At 57.9% G+C, this 18,665-nt stretch carries 14 protein-coding genes; 8 read left to right on the forward strand and 6 right to left on the reverse strand.

Going from position 1 to position 18,665, the window contains the following annotated elements; translation table 11 throughout:
• Positions 1 to 19: 19 nt before the first annotated feature.
• From NOM67_RS03100 to ccoN, 6 genes are all read right to left on the reverse strand, one after another.
• Positions 20 to 2,407, reverse strand: a complete 2,388-nt coding sequence (locus NOM67_RS03100; RefSeq protein WP_255933750.1) for a heavy metal translocating P-type ATPase — start codon at positions 2,405 to 2,407, stop codon at positions 20 to 22.
• A gap of 86 nt (positions 2,408 to 2,493) precedes the next feature.
• Positions 2,494 to 2,994: a FixH family protein gene (locus NOM67_RS03105; RefSeq protein WP_255933751.1), complete on the reverse strand. Its 501-nt coding sequence runs from the start codon at positions 2,992 to 2,994 to the stop codon at positions 2,494 to 2,496.
• Positions 2,995 to 3,134: 140 nt separating this feature from the next.
• Positions 3,135 to 4,115 carry a cytochrome-c oxidase, cbb3-type subunit III gene (gene ccoP / locus NOM67_RS03110; protein ID WP_104014828.1) on the reverse strand — a complete coding sequence of 327 codons (981 nt, stop codon included), beginning with the start codon at positions 4,113 to 4,115 and terminating at the stop codon, positions 3,135 to 3,137.
• The gene (locus NOM67_RS03115; RefSeq protein WP_041207797.1) at positions 4,112 to 4,294 is read right to left on the reverse strand and encodes a CcoQ/FixQ family Cbb3-type cytochrome c oxidase assembly chaperone; all 183 of its coding nucleotides are present in this window, start codon (positions 4,292 to 4,294) and stop codon (positions 4,112 to 4,114) included. Before NOM67_RS03115 ends, ccoP begins: the two co-directional genes overlap by 4 nt.
• Positions 4,295 to 4,304: 10 nt before the next feature.
• A complete protein-coding gene (gene ccoO / locus NOM67_RS03120) occupies positions 4,305 to 4,919 on the reverse strand; it encodes a cytochrome-c oxidase, cbb3-type subunit II (RefSeq protein ID WP_041207796.1) in 615 nt (204 codons plus the stop codon).
• Between the two features lie 16 nt (positions 4,920 to 4,935).
• Positions 4,936 to 6,360: a cytochrome-c oxidase, cbb3-type subunit I gene (gene ccoN, locus NOM67_RS03125; RefSeq protein WP_041207795.1), complete on the reverse strand. Its 1,425-nt coding sequence runs from the start codon at positions 6,358 to 6,360 to the stop codon at positions 4,936 to 4,938.
• Here ccoN and NOM67_RS03130 point away from each other — a divergent pair.
• The 8 genes from NOM67_RS03130 to NOM67_RS03165 all read left to right on the forward strand — a co-directional run bounded on the left by NOM67_RS03130 (position 6,352) and on the right by NOM67_RS03165 (position 18,616).
• Complete coding sequence (locus NOM67_RS03130; RefSeq protein WP_156033901.1) at positions 6,352 to 6,519, forward strand: hypothetical protein; 168 nt, start codon at positions 6,352 to 6,354, stop codon at positions 6,517 to 6,519. The genes ccoN and NOM67_RS03130 overlap by 9 nt on opposite strands.
• A gap of 124 nt (positions 6,520 to 6,643) precedes the next feature.
• Positions 6,644 to 7,105, forward strand: a complete 462-nt coding sequence (locus NOM67_RS03135; RefSeq protein ID WP_255933752.1) for a hypothetical protein — start codon at positions 6,644 to 6,646, stop codon at positions 7,103 to 7,105.
• Between the two features lie 102 nt (positions 7,106 to 7,207).
• Positions 7,208 to 7,666 (forward strand): GAF domain-containing protein, encoded by a 459-nt coding sequence (locus tag NOM67_RS03140; protein ID WP_033113533.1) that lies wholly within the window; start codon positions 7,208 to 7,210, stop codon positions 7,664 to 7,666.
• Between the two features lie 101 nt (positions 7,667 to 7,767).
• Positions 7,768 to 8,406: an RNA chaperone ProQ gene (gene proQ, locus NOM67_RS03145; protein WP_033113534.1), complete on the forward strand. Its 639-nt coding sequence runs from the start codon at positions 7,768 to 7,770 to the stop codon at positions 8,404 to 8,406.
• A gap of 8 nt (positions 8,407 to 8,414) precedes the next feature.
• A complete protein-coding gene (gene prc, locus NOM67_RS03150) occupies positions 8,415 to 10,430 on the forward strand; it encodes a carboxy terminal-processing peptidase (RefSeq protein WP_033113535.1) in 2,016 nt (671 codons plus the stop codon).
• 129 nt (positions 10,431 to 10,559) lie between these two features.
• A complete protein-coding gene (pepN, locus tag NOM67_RS03155) occupies positions 10,560 to 13,184 on the forward strand; it encodes an aminopeptidase N (RefSeq protein ID WP_255933754.1) in 2,625 nt (874 codons plus the stop codon).
• 93 nt (positions 13,185 to 13,277) lie between these two features.
• Positions 13,278 to 13,499 carry a DUF2835 family protein gene (locus NOM67_RS03160; RefSeq protein WP_255933756.1) on the forward strand — a complete coding sequence of 74 codons (222 nt, stop codon included), beginning with the start codon at positions 13,278 to 13,280 and terminating at the stop codon, positions 13,497 to 13,499.
• 278 nt (positions 13,500 to 13,777) lie between these two features.
• Positions 13,778 to 18,616: an NAD-glutamate dehydrogenase gene (locus NOM67_RS03165; RefSeq protein WP_255933758.1), complete on the forward strand. Its 4,839-nt coding sequence runs from the start codon at positions 13,778 to 13,780 to the stop codon at positions 18,614 to 18,616.
• Positions 18,617 to 18,665 lie beyond the last annotated feature (49 nt).

The raw sequence follows: 18,665 nt of genomic DNA on the forward strand, positions 1-18,665 counted from the left end.
CTATTTTCTTGCAGTTTGTTTATCTGTTGAGCCGCATCGAGTTGGTCACCACGATGAGTGAACTGAGCGACATGCCCGCGGCTGCCAGATAGGGAGGCAGCCAGCCACAGGCTGCCAGCGGCAGTACCAGCAGGTTGTAACCGATGGACCAGGTAAAGTTCTCGATGATGATCTTGCGGGTGCGCAGCGCGAGCCTTCTGGCATCGAGCAGACGACTGAGATCATCGGCCAGCAGAATGGCATCGGCGCTGTTTTTGGCCAGGTCAGTGCCGCCCGCCATGGCAAAGGAGGCGTGCGCTCCGGCCAGCACGGGGGCATCATTGATGCCATCACCCACCATGATGCTGATCTCGCCCTCTGCTTCACGGGCTTTGAGATATGCCAGCTTGCCATCCGGCGTCACCCCCTTGACCAGCTCGTCGACCCCAAGGGTTCGGGCAATCTCATCAGCCTGGGAAGAGCTGTCACCAGTCAGAATAGTCGTCTGCAGACCGGCAGCCTTGAACGCTTCGATCAACGCTTTGGCATCCGGGCGCAAGGTGTCATCCAGCTCGAAACGGGCGAGCAGTTGCTGTTCGTCGGCAAGGTAGATGGCAAGACCATGCTGGGTGTTATCGTCACCAAGCCAACTAGCGCTGCCGATACGATAGCGAACGCCGTCTACCAGCCCGGTAATGCCGTGACCGATGACTGGCGTGATTTCGCTTGCTTGCGGCAACTGCCCCACTTCATCGGCGGGTAGCCTGAAAGCACGGGCGATGGGGTGCTCGGACTGGGCCTCCAGCGCCCGTGCGATGCTCAAGCAGCGGTCTGCATCGAGCGTGCCGAGCGCTGTGGTTGCGGACAGGCGGATCTCACCGGTGGTGAGCGTGCCAGTCTTGTCCATCACGATCCGGTTGGCCTTGGTCAATATATCCAGCACATGGCCACGACGCAGCAGGATGCCGTTGCGGGTCAGATTGGCGGTCGCCGAGGTCAGCGCGGTCGGTGTTGCCAGCGAGAGCGCGCAGGGGCAGGTAGCCACCAGCACGGCCAGCGCGATCCAGAATGCCTGTTCCGGTTGGTGGAAGTGCCAGAAGGTCCAGACCGCCGCGGCAATGATAAGCAGCACCAGAATAAAGTGGCGCGACAGCTGATCCGCCATCTGGGCGATGGCCGGTTTGTCATCGAGGGCATGATCCTGCAGGCGCATGATCTGGGAGATGCGCGACTCTTCGATGCGGTGGGTCACCCGGATCTGCAGCGGCGCATCGGTGTTGATGGTGCCGGCATAGACCAGATCGCCGCACTGCTTGAACAGCGGCAGCTGCTCGCCAGTCAGCATCGCCTCGTTGAGGCTTGCCTCTCCCGCCACGATGACGCCATCCGCGGGCAGCGTCGCCCCTGCCAGTACTCGCACCCGATCGCCGACTTGCAGGGTCTTAGCTGCCACTTCACGCTCACCATCCTGGTCGATCAGAGTCGCCATGATGGGCACCAGCCGTGCCAGGTTGGAGCTTGATTCGGAGGCTTTGCGCCGGGCTCGCAGCTCAAGAAAGCGGCCGAGCAGCAGAAAGAAGACGAACATGGTGATGGAGTCGTAGTAGACCTCACCGGTATTGAACACGGTGGCCCACATGGAGGCGATAAACGCGCCGATCAATGCCAGCGATACCGAGACATCCATCGACAGGTGTCCCTGCTTCAGGCTACGCCAGGCGTTGATGTAAAAAGGCTGGGCCGAGTAGATCATGATGGGGGTAGAGAGCAGCAAGCTTATCCACTTGAAGTAGACCATGAACTCATCTTCGACGCTGATAAAGAGGTCCATGTAGAGCGCGACGGCGCACATCATCACCTGCATCGACCCCAGCCCCGCCAATGCCAGCCGGAACATGTAGCTGCGCACCTCTTTGGCGTAGAGGGCTTCCTGCTGATGGGTCTGGAAGGGGTAGGCGCGATAGCCAATCTTGGCGAAGCCCTTGAGAATGTCGCTCAGGGAGAGCTGGGCCGGATCCCATTTGATACGGGCGCGATGGGTCGTGGTGTTGACGTTGATGTAGCGCAGACCGCTTAACGTCATCAGATGGCGCTCGATAAGCCAGGCGCAGGCGGCGCAGGTCAATCCCTCTACCGTCAGCTGGATTTCACGCGTTGTCTCGCGACCCGTGCCGCTGTCGGTGACAAACTCCTGCTGCACTTCCGCCAGATCGTAGTGGGTGAGGGCAGCGAGCTCTTCGGGCACCAGTTCCCCCTTGATGCCGGGGGCGGTGCGGTGGTCGTAATAGCTGGCAAGGCCGCACTCCATGATGGTCTCTGCCACGACCTGACAGCCGGGGCAGCACATGGGCCTGACGATCCCCTTTATCTCGAGGGAATAGCCGCTATTGGCGGGAACCGGCTCGCCACAGTGAAAGCAAGGGGTCATGATTTATGTTCCCCTAAATGCAGAATGCAAGCAGCACGGTTGCTGGCGAGGACCAGCTCACCACAGTGAGAACAGCCGGTCATGACTTAGCGTCCTTTCGGATCGAGTTCGACAGGTGCCTGGGTGGGCAGTTGTACCGTCTCTTGCAGGCGCCACTCGTGGTTGAACGCATCCACCCGGATGTGCCATTTACCGGTGAGGGGCTTGTCGAAGTGGAGGCGATAGGTGCCGCTCGCATCGGCGGTGATCATGTGTTCGCTGTCCAGTCCCGCCAGAGTGGGGTGGAAGAGCGACAGATAGAGGGCCTGACCCGGCGGGATGTCACCGCTGACGGGCTTGAGGGTGAGCTCGTGGCTGTTGACCTCAAGGGCGAAGCGGATATTGAGGGCCTCGGAGCGATCGAACTTGCTCAGATCCTGATTGATCTCTTTCCCTTGTTTGTAATAGTCCTCGGCGACCAGATTGACCCCATCCTTGCTGGCAATGATGGCGGTAGATATGCTGCCGATAACGGCGGCAGTGGGGAGGGCGATGATAAACCAGGGCCAGAATTGGCGATACCAGGGTTTGAATACAGGTTGGGTCATGATGCTACTGCCGTGAAACGAATGATTAACGAGTAAGAGAGCTTTTCTGCAACACAAGATAACAAAAAGCCTCGAGGAGTCGAGGCTTTTTGCTGTGTAATCACGTGTTTATCACATGTTACGACTTATGTAAGCGACCTTTATTTAGCAGGCTGATGGGACAGGCTGTAAACGTAGGAGGCCAGCAGGTGTACCTTGTCTTCACCCAGGATGTCTTTCCAGGCCGGCATCACGCCGTGGCGACCGTGGGTGATGGTCTGCACCACCACTTCGCGGGAACCGCCGTAGAGCCAGGTGTTGTTGGTCAGGTCCGGTGCACCAACGGCGATACCGCCCTTGGCATCAGGGCCGTGGCACGCAGCACAGATGGTGAAGCGTGCTTCGCCCTTCTTGGCTTCGACCAGATCGACCTTGCGACCGGAGAGGCTCAGCACATAGGACGCCACCTCTTGCACACCGTCTTTACCGAGGATTTCACCCCAGGCTGCCATGATCCCCTGACGACCGCCCATGATGGTGGTCTTGATTTGATCAGGTTGACCACCCCATTGCCATTCGCTGTCGGTCAGGTTCGGGAAACCGCGACCGCCGCGGGCGTCAGAGCCGTGGCACTGGGAGCAGTTCTGCAGGAACAGACGCTGACCCACTTTCAGGGCTTCCGGATCTTTGGCGATTTCGGTAATGGCGCGGTAGGTCTTGCCATCAGCCTCATAGGTCAGTTCACGGAACTTGGCGCCATAGATCTCGTCAGCCTTGGCGACCTCACGGTCGTACTCCACGGCGCGACCTTCAGCCTTGGCCGATGCGGTTGCGGCCTTGGATTCGGCCAGCGAGCGCACGTCCTGGTTGGAACTTTGCCAGCCCAGCAGGCCTTTGAAGTTGCCAAGACCCGGGAAAGCGACCAGATAGACCAGACCGGTGACGATGAAGAAGAGGAACATGTAGGTCCACCACTTCGGCAACGGGTTGTTGATCTCCTCGATACCATCGAAGGAGTGGCCCATCGGCTTGCCTTCTTCAACGCCCATCTTGTCCTTGAGGCACCACATCAGCAGCAAGAAGCAGCCAAGGATGGTCCCCAGGGTGATGACGGTTACGAAAATACTAAACAGAGTGCTCATTCTTGTTTCGCTCCTGCGTTCTTTTTATCAGCACCGGCTTGCTCATCATCGGCAAACACCAGATTGGCGGCCTCATCAAAAGAGGTCTTGCGGCGTTTGCTGTAGGCCCAGACGATGATGCCAATCATGATGGCCATCAACAGCAGGGTATACAGACCGCGAAATGTGCCGTAATCCATCTCAGGCTCCTTATTTCAGGGCATGGCCCAGTGATTGGAGATAGGCGATGAGGGCTTCCAGCTCGGTCTTGCCTTTAACTGCTTCCCCTGCACCCTGAATATCCGCATCGGTATATGGCACACCGAAGTGATCGCGGAACAGCGCCAGTTTTTTGCCAGTCATTTCGCCGGTCAGCACATTGGTGTCGAGCCAGGGATAGGCAGGCATGTTGGACTCGGGAACCACATCACGCGGGTTGATGAGGTGAGCATGGTGCCATGCATCGGAGTAGCGACCACCTACGCGGGCCAGATCCGGGCCGGTACGCTTGGAGCCCCACAGGAAGGGGTGCTCCCACACGCTCTCGCCGGCAACCGAGTAGTGACCGTAACGCTCGGTTTCGGCACGGAACGGACGGATCATCTGGCTATGGCAGTTGGTGCAGCCTTCGCGAATGAAGATATCGCGTCCTTCCATCTGCAGTGCGGTATAGGGCTTGAGGCCCTCCACCGGCTCGGTGGTCTGCTTCTGGAAGAAGAGCGGGGTAATTTCAACCAGGCCCCCCAGGCTGATGGCGAAGATAATGGCCACCACCAGCAGAGGAACGTTCTTTTCAAGGATCTCGTGACGGTTATTGTTGCTCATTCTTGGACCTCTTCAATCATGCTGGCTGGGCGACAGGTTCCAGGGAACCTTTGGGCGCAGTGATGGTGCGATAGGCGTTGTAGGCCAACAGCAGCATACCGGTGACGAAGAAGCAGCCACCCAGGAAGCGCACGAAGTAGAAGGGATAGGAGGCCTGCAGCGCTTCTACGAAGCTGTAGGTCAAAGTGCCGTCTTCGTTGACTGCGCGCCACATCAGGCCTTGCATCACGCCGGAAATCCACATGGCAACGATGTAGAGCACGGTGCCCACAGTCGCCAGCCAGAAGTGGACGTTGATGAGCTTGATGCTGTACATGCGGCCCTGACCGAACAGGTTCGGGATCAGGTGATACACCGCACCGATGGAGACCATGGCTACCCAGCCCAGCGCGCCGGAGTGAACGTGGCCTACGGTCCAGTCGGTGTAGTGGGAGAGAGCGTTGACAGTCTTGATCGCCATCATCGGGCCTTCGAAGGTCGACATGCCGTAGAACGACAGGGAGACGATCAGGAAGCGCAGGATGGGGTCATAACGCAGCTTGTGCCAAGCACCGGAGAGGGTCATGATGCCGTTGATCATGCCGCCCCAGGAGGGCACGAACAGGATCAGGGACATAACCATGCCGAGGGACTGGGCCCAATCAGGCAGCGCAGTGTAGTGCAGGTGGTGCGGACCGGCCCAGATATAGAGGGAGATCAGCGCCCAGAAGTGGACGATAGAGAGACGGTAGGAGTAAACCGGGCGTCCAGCCTGCTTGGGCACGAAGTAGTACATCATCCCGAGGAAGCCTGCTGTCAGCAGGAAGCCTACCGCGTTGTGGCCGTACCACCACTGCACCATGGCGTCCATGGCGCCGGAGTACATGGAGTAGGACTTCATGGCACTGAGCGGCACTTCCATGTTGTTGACGATGTGCAGCACGGCGACCGTGATGATGAAGGCGCCGAAGAACCAGTTCGCCACATAGATGTGGGAAGTGGTGCGCTTGATTAACGTACCGAAGAAGACAATGGCGTAGGCGACCCACACCACAGTGATGGCCAGGTCAATCGGCCACTCCAGCTCGGCATACTCCTTGGCGGAGGTGTAACCCAGCGGCAGGGAGATGGCAGCCGACAGGATGATCGCTTGCCAGCCCCAGAAGACGAAGGTCGCCAGCGGGCCACCAAACAGCCGGGTTTGACAGGTGCGCTGAACAACGTAGAACGACGTTGCCATCAGAGCGCTGACGCCAAAGGCAAAAATCACCGCGTTGGTATGGAGGGGCCGCAGACGACTGTAGGTCAGCCACGGAGTGTCGAAGTTAAGAGCAGGCCAGATAAGCTGGGCTGCGATCAGTACGCCAACCGACATGCCGACAATTCCCCAGACAATCGTCATGACGGTAAACTGGCGAACAACGGTGTAGTTGTACTCAGGATGGTTAGTTGTATGGCTCATCGTTATATTCCGCTTCCGATGCTGCTGTTGTTTGGTTTTTTGTCCGGCAAACCGGACGGACTTCATCGCGCTATCTTCAACCACTTGTTAACACCTGTTAACGAAAGGAAAAGTAAAAGATGGCTAAATGAAAACTCCATGGGAATGATACTGAACTGACAGGTAAAATAACAGTATAAACAGTGATATATTTGGCTCCGCCCGGTCTCGTTGACACGCTTGTTTTACCTTGTGCGAGATCAAAAAAAGACCATTTTTATTACATCTTTACAGGGTGTTTTTGATGAAAGAGAGACTGACTGCACAGAAAGTAACGCATCTTGTGCTAGTGCTGGCCGTTCTGGTGGCGCTGGTGAGCTATCGCACCTGGTTTGCAGCCGATAATTCACAAAATCCCGAGCCAAAAAAAGATCAAATTTGTGATCTTTCCCACAGCAGTTGTGACCTATTAATTGGTGAAAAGTCGATGGCAATTGCTATTTCACAATTACCTGTGCGGGCCGAACGCGATTTTATTATTCGGTTGGAGGGCGGGGACCCCGGGATTAAACCGATCAAAGCCTGGCTCGAGGGGCGAGATATGTTTATGGGCACCATCCCTGTCAATTTTGAATCAAGTGGCAATGGCTGGCAGGCAAATGCGCTGGTAGGAAGCTGCACATCCCCCATGATGGTCTGGTTGCTCAATATTGAGTGGAGCAATGGCCAGCGCCAACAGCTGGCACTTTCAGTCGCTCGGGAATAGTGATGTCGTGGCAGGGAAGGGGGACTCTGGAAAAAATATTTGAAATTTTTGTCTCAGAGGTTACCTTCCCTTCAGTCTACAGGGAGTGAAGTGCATTTAATCATGAGTGACAAGAACGCCTTTTATCGTACCCTCAACCGGCAAGCGCAGGCGCTGCTGGAAGGGGAGCCAGATCTGATCGCCAAACTCGCCAACCTCTCCGCCTTGCTCAATCAGGAGTTGACTGGTATCAACTGGGTCGGTTTTTATCTGTTGCAAGGGGATACTCTGGTGCTTGGCCCCTTCCAGGGCAAGCCGGCCTGTGTCCGGATCCCGGTTGGCCGTGGTGTCTGCGGTACGGCTGTTGCCCAAGGCAAGACCCAGTTGGTGGATGATGTGCACCAGTTCGAGGGACATATTGCCTGTGACGGTGCCAGCAACGCTGAAATTGTGATTCCGCTGCGTCGGGGTCACGAGATCATCGGGGTGCTGGATATCGACAGTCCGATTTTTAACCGTTTCGACCAGGAAGACCGGATTGGTCTTGAAGAAACGGTGCAAATTTTGGAAAGCATGCTTTAAGTCATTGCTAGATGGTTCGCAAAAGGCCCCAAGCTCTCTATAATGGGGCCTTTGTTGTGCTCGGGAAGTGCCCGTGCGTTTATTGAAAGCCAAGGTTATACATGGAAAACACTGAGAAGCTGAAGAACAGTAAAGAGATCGTTGCCTACCTGGTCGAGAAATTCCCGGCCTGCTTCGTTGCTGAAGGAGAGGCCAAGCCGCTCAAGATTGGCATCTTCCAGGATTTGGCCGAGCGTCTTGCTGACGATGCCAGAGTCTCCAAGACCATGCTGCGTTCCGCACTGCGTCAATACACCTCCAGCTGGCGCTACCTGCATGGCCTCAAAGCCGGTCAGGCTCGCGTTGATCTGGATGGTAACCCGGGCGAACTGCTGACCGAAGAGCACATCGAGCACGCCAAGCAGGCTCTGAAAGAGAGCAAAGAGCGCGTCTTTGCCAGCCGTCGCACCAATACCAAAGAGAAGGATGAAAAGGCCAAGAAGCCGCGTCGTCCTGCTCCCCGCAAAACCGAAAAAGCTGATGTAGCTGCCAAGCCGAAAGCGCAGGAGAAAGCACCGGTCGCTGAAGCTCCGCTGGTAAAAGTGGATGCCGCTACGCTGAAAGTGGGTCAGGGTGTGCGCGTTGTTATGGGTAAATCCCCGGTTGCGGCCACCATCAAGGAAGTGACCAAAGATGATGTACAGGTCCAACTGCAGACCGGCATGATGCTGCGGGTCAAATCAGAGCACTTGGTTCTCTAAGGAGACAAATGTTGAAGCATGGCGTAATTCGTTTTTCCCTCGTTGCCTGTAGCCTGGCGTTTGTCGGGCTTGCACAGGCCATCGAGCCGGTGCTCAAGGAGAGTGATTTGCCTGTGTTGGCTCAAGAGAGCCAACATGCTACGGCCAGCAAGCGAATTACCAATCTGTTTACCCGCTCGCACTACAAACAGTTCAAGCTGGATGATGCCTTCTCCTCCGTGATCTTCGACAAGTATCTGGAGAACCTGGATTACAGCCGCAACCTGTTTTTGGCCTCTGATATCAGCCGTTTTGAAAAGTACCGTAACGGTTTTGACACCGACCTTGAAAGAGGCCGTCTGGCGCCCGCCTACGAGATGTTCAACCTGAGTCAGCAGCGACGTTATGAGCGGTACGAATACGCCCTCAAACTGCTCGATACTCCTTTTGATTTCACCCAGAACGACAACTATGTGTTTGATCGGGAAGGGGCGGCTTGGCCAAAAGATGAGGCTGAACTCAATGAGTTGTGGCGTCAGCGGGTCAAGTTCGATGCCCTGAGCCTCAAGCTCAGCGGCAAGGAGTGGCCCGAGATCAAGGAGCTGCTTGGCAAGCGTTACAACAACGCCATCAAGCGGATGTCCCAGACCGAGAGCGAGGATGTGTTCCAGCTCTTCATGAACTCCTTCGCTCGTGCCATCGAACCGCACACCAGTTATCTCTCTCCGCGCAGTGCCGATCGTTTCAATACCGAGATGAACCTCTCGCTCGAGGGGATTGGTGCCGTGTTGCAGGCTGAGGATGATTTCACCGTCATTCGCTCGCTGGTTCCCGGCGGCCCGGCTGCCAAGTCCAACCGCCTCAAGCCCGATGACAAGATCACCGGGGTAGGGCAGGACGATGGCAAGATTGTCGATGTGATCGGCTGGCGTCTTGATGACGTGGTCGAGCTCATCAAGGGGCCCAAGGGGAGCAAGGTCAAGCTGGAGATCCAGCGTGGCAAGGGGGCTACCGCCAAGACCGAGCTGATCGATCTGACCCGCGACAAGGTGCGCCTCGAAGATCGCGCGGCCAAGTCAAAGGTGATCACGGCCGAAGGCAAGAAGATCGGTGTCATCGAGATCCCGAGCTTCTACGTCAATCTGCACGATGACGTGATCAAGGAGCTCTCCACCCTCAACAAGCAGAAGATCGACGGCCTCATCATCGATCTGCGCGGTAACGGCGGTGGTGCCCTGACCGAAGCGTCTGCCCTGAGCGGCCTCTTCTTCGGCAGTGGTCCGGTGGTTCAGATCCGTGATCACATGGGTCGTATCACGGTCAATGGCGACGATGATGGCAACGTCTATTACGGCGGTCCCATGACTGTGCTGATCGACCGCTACAGCGCGTCGGCTTCCGAGATCTTCGCAGCAGCCATGCAGGATTACGGCCGGGCCCTGATCTTGGGTGAAAACTCGTTCGGCAAGGGGACGGTGCAGCAGCATCGCAGCCTCGCCAAGGTCTACGACTTCTACGAGCAGCCGCTGGGTCACGTGCAGTACACCATCGCTAAGTTCTACCGGATCAACGGTGGCAGTACCCAGAACAAGGGGGTTGCACCGGATATCAGCTTCCCGACACCGGTTGCACCGGAAGAGACGGGTGAGAGCCGCGAGTTCAATGCTCTGCCTTGGGACAAGATCGCGTCGGCCAAGTATGACAAGCTCGGCAACTTTGCCAGCTTGCTGCCCAAGCTGAAGTCGGCCCACGATGCACGCATCGCCAAGGATCCCGAGTTTGCCTACGTGATGCAGGACATTGCCGACTACAAAGAGGAGAAGGACAAGAAGTCAGTCTCCCTCAATGAAGCGGTACGTCTGGCAGAGCAGGCCAAGCAGGATGAGAAAGCGCTCAAGCGTACCAATGAGCGACTGGCTCGCCTTGGCAAACCGCCGGTGAAGAGCCTGGATGAACTGCCTGCCGATTTTGAGGCCCCTGACGAATATCTGGTCGAAGCGGCCAATATTACGGCAGATCTGGCCAAGACCGGCAAACGCAGCTGATCTGACTGAGATAACGAGAAAGGGCGACGCAAGTCGCCCTTTCTTTTTGTCTGCTGCAAATTGTTTGACCCTGCCAGTTGGTTGTGACAGCCTCTTTCTCGCCTTTAACAAGCGTGGAAGCAGACAATAATGAACGATCACTCCCAGGCCATGACGGCCAAATATCGTCAGGACTATCAGGCACCGCTCTACTGGATCGACACCATCGACCTCGATTTCCAGCTGCTGGAGCCACAGACCCGGGTCACTGCCATTACCCGCATCCGCCGCAACGGCGAGCACAATGCGCCGCTGGTACTGGATGGTGAGCAGCTGACGCTGGAGAGCATCGCCATCGATGGCATCCCCTGCGAACACTACGAGCAGGGCGAAAGCTCCCTGACCATCTTCAATCTGCCCGCCGAGTGCGTGCTGACCATCGTCACCCTGCTGGATCCGGCCGCCAACACCGCGCTGGAAGGGCTCTACAAATCGGGTGATGCCTACTGTACCCAGTGCGAAGCGGAGGGCTTTCGCCGCATTACCTACTATCTGGATCGCCCCGACATTCTGGCGCGCTACAGCACCCGCATCACCGCCGACAAAGCCAAATATCCCTTCCTGCTCTCCAACGGCAACAAGGTAGATAGCGGCGATCTGGGCGACGGCCGCCATTTCGTGCAGTGGCAGGATCCGTTCCCCAAGCCCAGCTACCTGTTTGCGCTGGTGGCCGGTGATTTCGACGTGGAACGCAACCATTACGTCACCAAAAGCGGTCGCAAGGTGGCTCTCGAGATCTTCGTCGACAAAGGCAATCTGGATCGTGCCGGTTTCGCCATGGATAGCCTCATCAACTCCATGCGCTGGGACGAACAGCGCTTTGGTCTCGAGTATGATCTCGACATCTACATGATCGTGGCGGTCGACTTCTTCAACATGGGGGCCATGGAGAACAAGGGGCTGAATATCTTCAACTCCCGTTTCGTACTGGCCAACCCGGCGACCGCCACCGACAACGACTACAACGATATCGAACGGGTGATCGGTCACGAATATTTCCATAACTGGACCGGCAACCGCGTCACTTGCCGCGACTGGTTCCAGCTCAGCCTGAAAGAGGGGCTGACGGTGTTCCGTGATCAGGAGTTCTCCTCCGACCTGGGCTCTCGTGGCGTCAACCGCATCGACAACGTGCGCACCATGCGCGGGCCGCAGTTTGCCGAAGACGCGGGTCCCATGGCGCACCCCATCCGTCCGGATGTGGTGATCGAGATGAACAACTTCTACACCCTGACCGTCTATGAGAAAGGGTCGGAAGTGATCCGCATGATGCACACCCTGCTGGGTGAGACCGCCTTTCAGGCGGGTATGCGCCTCTACTTCGAGCGTCACGATGGTTCGGCGGCCACCTGCGATGATTTCGTGCAGGCAATGGAGGATGCCTCCGGGGTTGATCTCGGCCGTTTCCGCCGCTGGTACAGCCAGTCCGGCACCCCGGAACTCACCGTGACCGACGAATACGATGTTGCGAGCGGTGTTTACCGTCTGCACGTGAGCCAGCACACGCCGCCGACTCAGGATCAACCGCAAAAGCTGCCGCTGCACATTCCGCTCGACATCGAACTCTATGACGAGCAGGGCGCTGTCATCCCGCTGCAGTATCAGGGCAAGGCCATCGGCAACGTGCTCGACGTGCTGGAGTCAGAGCAGACCTTCGTGTTCGATCTGGTGCCGGTCAAGCCGGTTCCCTCCCTGCTGCGGGACTTCTCCGCGCCGGTCAAGCTGCACTTTGATTACAGCGATGAGGCGCTGGCCTTCCTGATGCGCCATGCCCGCAACGAATTTGCCCGCTGGGATGCGGCGCAGATGCTGATCAACAAGGCGGTTATCGACGGGGTAGCCCGGGTCCAGCATGGACAGGGGGTTGAGCTCTCCCAAACCCTGCTGGCAGCCTTTATCGCCATTCTGGAAGATGCCGAACTCGATCCGGCGCTCAAGGCGGAGATCCTGACCCTGCCGGGCGAAGCGACCCTGGCCGAACTGTTTGAGGTGGCGGATATCGATGCCATCCATCAGGTGCGTAACGAGATCACCACCTCGCTGGCGCAAGCCTTTGGCGCCCAGCTGCTGGTGACCTACGAGAGCCTTCATCTGCCGGGTTATCAGGTGGTGCATGCCGACATGGCCAAACGCGCGCTCAAGAGCGTGGTGCTCGGCTATCTGGCGGCCCTCGATGCTGGCAGTGCCGACCTGCTGGTGCGCCAGCAATATGCCGCCGCCGACAACATGACCGACACTCTGGCGGCGTTGCAGGTCGCCAACAGCTATCTGTTACCGTGCCGCTCCGAGCTGCTTGCCGATTTCGAAGGCAAGTGGGCCAAGGATGGTCTGGTGCTGGATAACTGGCTGCGTCTGGTGGGTAGCAAGCCGGCGGAAGATGTGCTGAGCGAGGTGCAGCAGGCGATGGCTCACCCGACCTTCAGTATTCGCAACCCGAACCGTCTGCGCGCACTGGTCGGCAGCTTTGCCATGAACAACCAGGTGCAGTTCCACGCCATCGATGGTCGCGGCTATCGCTTCCTGACCGATCTGCTGATCGAGCTCAACGAGGTCAACCCGCAGGTCGCTTCCCGCCTCATCACCCCGCTTATCCAGTTCAAGCGGCTCGATGAGGGGCGCAAGGCACTGATCCGTGCCGAGCTGACTCGTCTGGCCAACCTCGAGGGGTTGGCGCGGGATCTGTTCGAAAAAGTGAGCAAGGCGCTGCAGCAGTAACATCGACGGGGCAGGGGAGTATCATCCTTTGCCCCGTTTTTTGATCCTCTCTGCTTGCCAGCGGGGTAAAAAAGGCATTTATCGGGAGTAAACGTGAAGCAATTTACCTTTCGGCTGTCGCTGAGCAGTGACGAGGTGATGTTGATGTATCAGGGGCTCGCCAGACGGCTGGTAGTGCGCAGTGAACAGGGGCTGACCATCGAGCTTGGCATCGATAAAATCCGGCCTTTTGTCGCTATCAGCGGGGTACATGGCTATTTTCGTCTCAAAACGCAGGACGATTATCGCTTTATCAGCCTCGAACGCATAAGTTAACAAAAAACGAACAGTTTACCGACTGATTATCTGATTATGCTCACTATCTATCCGGAAAAGTGGCACAAAGGCAGTGGGAATTTCTGTTTTTTTGTCTATTGGCAAAATATCTCACAGTTTAAGCCGTGATCTGCACCTTGTTTTTAACAGTCCGTTAGCATCTTCTCTCGCCTTCCTTGATCCAAGCCATTACACTTCGCAACAACTCTGCACCAGCGGGTAACCAGGGTGGTTGCCTCTGCGTCGGTGGTTAATGTCGTCCGATAAGGAATATAAAAATGGCATTGAAAGACGCCCCTACCTCAGTTCTGCTCGAAAACGTTCTCGGCCTGATCCATCAAAAACTGCCCAAGAAGAGTGCCTCTCTGGTCGAATGCTTCGTGGCCAAGTTTTACGGCAACATGGCGAGCTCCGACATGCATGATCGCAACGACAGCGATCTCTACGGCGCGGCGCTTAGCCTCTGGAATGCCCTCAATCAGCGTAGCGGTACCGAACCCTATATCCGGGTCTACAACCCCGAGCTGACCCGCCATGGCTGGCAGTCCCCCCACACTATCGTCGAGGTGATCCTGCAGGATTCCCCCTTCCTGGTGGACTCCATCCGGATGGCGCTCAAGCGTCTCAATATCACCGCCCACATGATGCTGCACCAGCCGCTGCACCTGATCCGCGGCGAAGAGGGCAAGATCAGCGCCATTCTGGATCTCGACAATACCGACGGGCAGACATCGGTCGAGACCGCTTTCCTCATCGAAATCGATCACCTTACCAGCGAAGCGCAGATGGAAGCGCTGGCAGCCGAACTGAAATCCGTGGCTGGCGAAGTTGCGCTGGCGGTCGGTGACTGGCAGCCGATGCTGGCCAAGCTCAATGAAATCATCGACGAGCTGCCCAAGCGCAACCATCCGGTGAGCCAGGAGGAGGTCAACTCCTGCATCGCGTTTCTAAAATGGGTAGCGGCCCATAACTTCACCCTGATGGGTTATCGCCGCTACGACGTCAAGGCGGTGGAGGGGGATCACGAGATCCTGCCGCAGGCCAGTTCCAGCCTCGGACTGATGAAGAACTCCATCAAGGATGAGGGGCAGCGTCTTGGCAATATGCCGGCCAGCGCCCGTCACGCCGCCCTCAGTCAGGATCTGCTGATCCTCACCAAATCCAACAGCAAATCCCGAGTTCATCGCCCGGCTTATGTGGATTACATCGGCATCAAGCGCTTCGACGAGCATGGCAAGGTGGTGGGGGAAGATCGCTTTATCGGTCTGTATGCCTCCTCCATCTACAACACCAGTGCAACCCAGATCCCGCTCATCAGCCACCGTCTCGAGCGCATCATGGCCTCCTCCGGCCATGAGAAGGGCTCCCACGCCTACAAGGCGCTGCTGAACGTGCTGGAAACCTATCCCCGTGACGAGCTGATCCAGGCCCGCGAAGAGGAGCTGCTGGCTACCGGTCTGGGTGTGCTGGAGATGCAGGAGCGGGACATGCTGCGCCTGTTCGTGCGCCGCGATGTCTATGGCCGCTTCTTCTCCTGCATGGTTTATGTCACCAAGGAGCGCTACAACACCGCGCTGCGGATCAAGACCCAGCAGATCCTGCAACAATATTTCGGCAGCAGCGAAGAGGTGGAGTTCAACGTCTACTTCACCGAGGGCGTGCTGGCACGGACTCACTACATAGTGCGGGTTAACAACAACAACGTGGATGTGGATGTGAACGAAGTACAGAACAACCTGATTGAAGCGGCCCGCAGCTGGGACGACAGACTCGACTCCGTGCTGCTCTCCCACTATGGCGAGGCCCGTGGCAACGAGTTGCGCCGTCGTTTCTGCACCGCCTTCCCCCGCGCTTACAAGGAAGATGTGCTGCCGGGCTCTGCCGTGGCCGACATCATGGCGCTGGACAACCTGAGTGAAGCCGAGCCACTCGGCATGCTGTTCTACCGCGCTCAGGAAGAGGAGAACGATCGCCGGGTTCGCCTCAAGCTGTTCCACCGCACCGAACCTATCCATCTCTCCGACGTGTTGCCGATGCTGGAGAACATGGGGCTGCGGGTTATTGGCGAGACCCCCTATCAGGTGCGTACTCCGGCGGGCGAGCTGTTCTGGATCCTCGACTTCTCCATGCTGCTGCACAGCGATCAGCCGTTCGATCTGGAGCAGAGCCAGCAGCGCTTCCAGGAAGCCTTCGCGGCCATCTGGAACAAGCAGCTGGAAGATGATGGCTTCAACCGACTGGTGCTGGGGGCGGGTCTCACTGGCCGTCAGGTCTCGGTGCTGCGCGCCTATGCCAAATATATGCGCCAGACCGGCGTATCCTTCAGCCAGTCCTATATCGAAGAGACCCTGACCCGCTATCCCGATATCGCTGGCCTGCTGTTTGGACTGTTCGAGCAGCGTCTCAATCCGGCCATGACCCGCAATGCGGAAACCGGGGCCAGACTGCACGAGGAGCTTGCCGCCAAGCTGGATCTGGTGGCCAACCTCGATGACGATCGCATCATTCGCCGCTATGTGGAGATGATTGACGCCACCCTGCGCACCAACTACTACCAGCTGGACAAGGCGAGCAACATCAAGCCCTACATCTCCTTCAAGCTGGCGCCGTCCAGCATCACCGACATGCCGCTGCCGCTGCCGAAATTCGAAATCTTTGTCTACTCACCGCGGGTGGAAGGGGTGCATCTGCGCTGGGGCAAGGTAGCCCGTGGCGGCCTGCGCTGGTCCGATCGCAAAGAAGACTTCCGCACTGAAGTGCTGGGTTTGGTCAAAGCCCAGCAGGTGAAGAACACCGTCATCGTGCCGGTGGGGGCCAAGGGCGGCTTCTACTGCAAGCAGATGCCGGCGGGGGCCCCTCGCGCCGTTATTCAGGAAGAGGGCAAGGCCTGCTATCGCCTGTTTATCCGCGGTCTGCTCGATGTGACCGACAACATCATCGCAGGTGAGGTGATCCCGCCCAAGGATGTGGTGCGTCACGACGAGGATGACTACTACCTGGTGGTAGCTGCCGACAAGGGGACGGCTACCTTCTCCGATATCGCCAACGAAATCAGCCTGGAGTATGGCCACTGGCTGGGTGACGCGTTCGCCTCCGGCGGTTCGGTCGGTTATGACCACAAGAAGATGGGCATCACAGCGCGTGGCGCCTGGGAGTCGGTCAAGCGCCACTTCCGCGAGCTGGGTATCAACTGTCAGACCACCGATTTTACCTGCGTCGGGATCGGCGATATGGCCGGTGACGTGTTTGGCAACGGCATGCTGCTCTCCGAGCACACCCGACTGGTGGGCGCCTTCAACCACATGCACATCTTCGTCGACCCCAATCCGGATTCGGCCAGGAGCTTTGTCGAGCGCAAGCGTCTGTTCGAGCTGCCAACCTCGACCTGGGATGACTACGACAAGAGCCTGATCTCGGCAGGGGGGGGTATCTTCCTGCGCTCGGCCAAGTCCATCAAGCTCAGCCCCGAGATGCAGACCCTGCTCGGTACCGACAAGGGCAGCATGGCGCCGAACGAGCTGATCAAGGCACTGCTTTGCCTGAATGTCGACCTGCTGTGGAACGGCGGTATCGGCACCTATGTGAAGAGCGCCCGCGAGAGCGACGCCGAGGTCGGTGATCGCAGCAACGATGCTCTGCGGGTCAATGGCCGCGATCTGCGGGCCCGCATCGTGGGTGAGGGCGGTAATCTCGGCTTTACCCAGCTTGGCCGGGTGGAGTACGCCAGTCAGGGCGGTCGCATCAATACCGATTTTACCGACAACGTGGGTGGTGTGGACTGCTCCGATAACGAGGTGAACATCAAGATCCTGCTGAACCAGTTGGTGGCAGCCGGGGATATGACCCTCAAGCAGCGTAACCAGATGCTCTTTGATATGACCGACGATGTGGCGCAGATCGTCATCACCAACGCCTATCGCCAGTCCCAGTCCATCTCGGTCACCAGCTTCCGCGGCTCTGAACAACTCAAAGAGCAGCAGCGCTTTATTCAGGGGCTGGAGCGGGAAGGCAAGCTCGACCGTGCTTTGGAGTTCCTGCCATCCGATGAGGAGCTCTCCGAGCGGATGGCGGCAGGGCAGGGGCTGACCCGACCCGAGCTGGCGGTGCTGGTGGCGTACGGCAAGATGGTTCTGAAAGAGCAGCTCAACTGCCCGGAAGTGACCGACGAGCCGTTCCTCGCCAACATGCTGGTGACCAGCTTCCCGCCCAAACTGCAGCAGCAGTTCGGTGCGGCACTGGCCCAGCATCCGCTGCGTGGCGAGATCATTGCGACCCGGGTAGCCAACATGCTGGTCAACGACATGGGGCTCAACTTCGCCAGCCGGATGAAGGACGAGACTGGAGCCTCGGTCGCCGAAGTGGCCTGCTGCTTTGCCATGGCCCGCGAGGTGTTTGGCATGAACCGGCTGTGGCGCGACATCGAAGGGTGCGACAACCAGGTGGGGGCAGAGACCCAGCTCGAGCTGATGTTCTACAGCCGCCGCATTGTGCGCCGCGCCACCCGCTGGTTCCTGCGTGCCCGCAACCGCAGCTGGAGCATCAGCGAGAACATCGCCTTCTTCCGTCCGGCCTTCGAAACCTTGAGTCAGCACCTCTATGAGGTCATGGATGAGAGCGAAGTAGCCGAGCACAAGCTGGCAGTGCAGAAGCTGGTGGAGAAACAGGTGCCGGAGGCCATCGCCCGTCAGGTCGCCCATATGAGCAGCCTCTTCTCGACTCTGGATCTGGCGCAGATTGCCGCGGAGCACAAGACCGACATCCTGCGCGCCGCCAATGTCTACTACCGCCTTGGCGCCAAGCTGGACCTGCACTGGTTCCTCGACCAGATCAACCATCAGCCGGTGGGCAACCACTGGCAGGCGATGGCGCGGGCCTCCTTCCGCGAAGATCTGGACTGGCAGCAGCGCAGTCTCACTTCCGTGGTACTGGAAGGGTGCAAAGATCAGGGAGAATGCGCTACCATACTGGCCGACTGGATTTCGGAGCATGAACAACTCTTGTCCCGTTGGACCCATATGTTGGCCGACTTCAAGACCACCAGCACTCACGAGTTCGCCAAGTTCTCGGTGGCCTTGCGAGAGTTGAACCTGCTCCAGTTGAATTGCCGATCACTGTAATTGCCTGAAAGCATAACAGCGGCATAACACCCAAAGCCCCGGCCAGTTG

The sequence above is a fragment of the Aeromonas sp. SG16 genome (genome assembly GCF_024436135.1).
GTDB classification, from domain to species: domain Bacteria; phylum Pseudomonadota; class Gammaproteobacteria; order Enterobacterales; family Aeromonadaceae; genus Aeromonas; species Aeromonas jandaei.

What these genes read in the sequence shown, in the direction of transcription:
- ccoN (WP_041207795.1), bottom strand. Translation starts at nt 6,360, where the DNA reads ATGAGCCATACAACTAACCATCCTGAGTACAACTACACCGTTGTTCGC.
- NOM67_RS03130 (WP_156033901.1), top strand. Translation starts at nt 6,352, where the DNA reads ATGGCTCATCGTTATATTCCGCTTCCGATGCTGCTGTTGTTTGGTTTT.
- pepN (WP_255933754.1), top strand. Translation starts at nt 10,560, where the DNA reads ATGAACGATCACTCCCAGGCCATGACGGCCAAATATCGTCAGGACTAT.
- NOM67_RS03105 (WP_255933751.1), bottom strand. Translation starts at nt 2,994, where the DNA reads ATGACCCAACCTGTATTCAAACCCTGGTATCGCCAATTCTGGCCCTGG.
- NOM67_RS03165 (WP_255933758.1), top strand. Translation starts at nt 13,778, where the DNA reads ATGGCATTGAAAGACGCCCCTACCTCAGTTCTGCTCGAAAACGTTCTC.
- NOM67_RS03100 (WP_255933750.1), bottom strand. Translation starts at nt 2,407, where the DNA reads ATGACCCCTTGCTTTCACTGTGGCGAGCCGGTTCCCGCCAATAGCGGC.
- prc (WP_033113535.1), top strand. Translation starts at nt 8,415, where the DNA reads ATGTTGAAGCATGGCGTAATTCGTTTTTCCCTCGTTGCCTGTAGCCTG.
- ccoO (WP_041207796.1), bottom strand. Translation starts at nt 4,919, where the DNA reads ATGAGCAACAATAACCGTCACGAGATCCTTGAAAAGAACGTTCCTCTG.
- NOM67_RS03135 (WP_255933752.1), top strand. Translation starts at nt 6,644, where the DNA reads ATGAAAGAGAGACTGACTGCACAGAAAGTAACGCATCTTGTGCTAGTG.
- proQ (WP_033113534.1), top strand. Translation starts at nt 7,768, where the DNA reads ATGGAAAACACTGAGAAGCTGAAGAACAGTAAAGAGATCGTTGCCTAC.
- ccoP (WP_104014828.1), bottom strand. Translation starts at nt 4,115, where the DNA reads ATGAGCACTCTGTTTAGTATTTTCGTAACCGTCATCACCCTGGGGACC.
- NOM67_RS03140 (WP_033113533.1), top strand. Translation starts at nt 7,208, where the DNA reads ATGAGTGACAAGAACGCCTTTTATCGTACCCTCAACCGGCAAGCGCAG.
- NOM67_RS03115 (WP_041207797.1), bottom strand. Translation starts at nt 4,294, where the DNA reads ATGGATTACGGCACATTTCGCGGTCTGTATACCCTGCTGTTGATGGCC.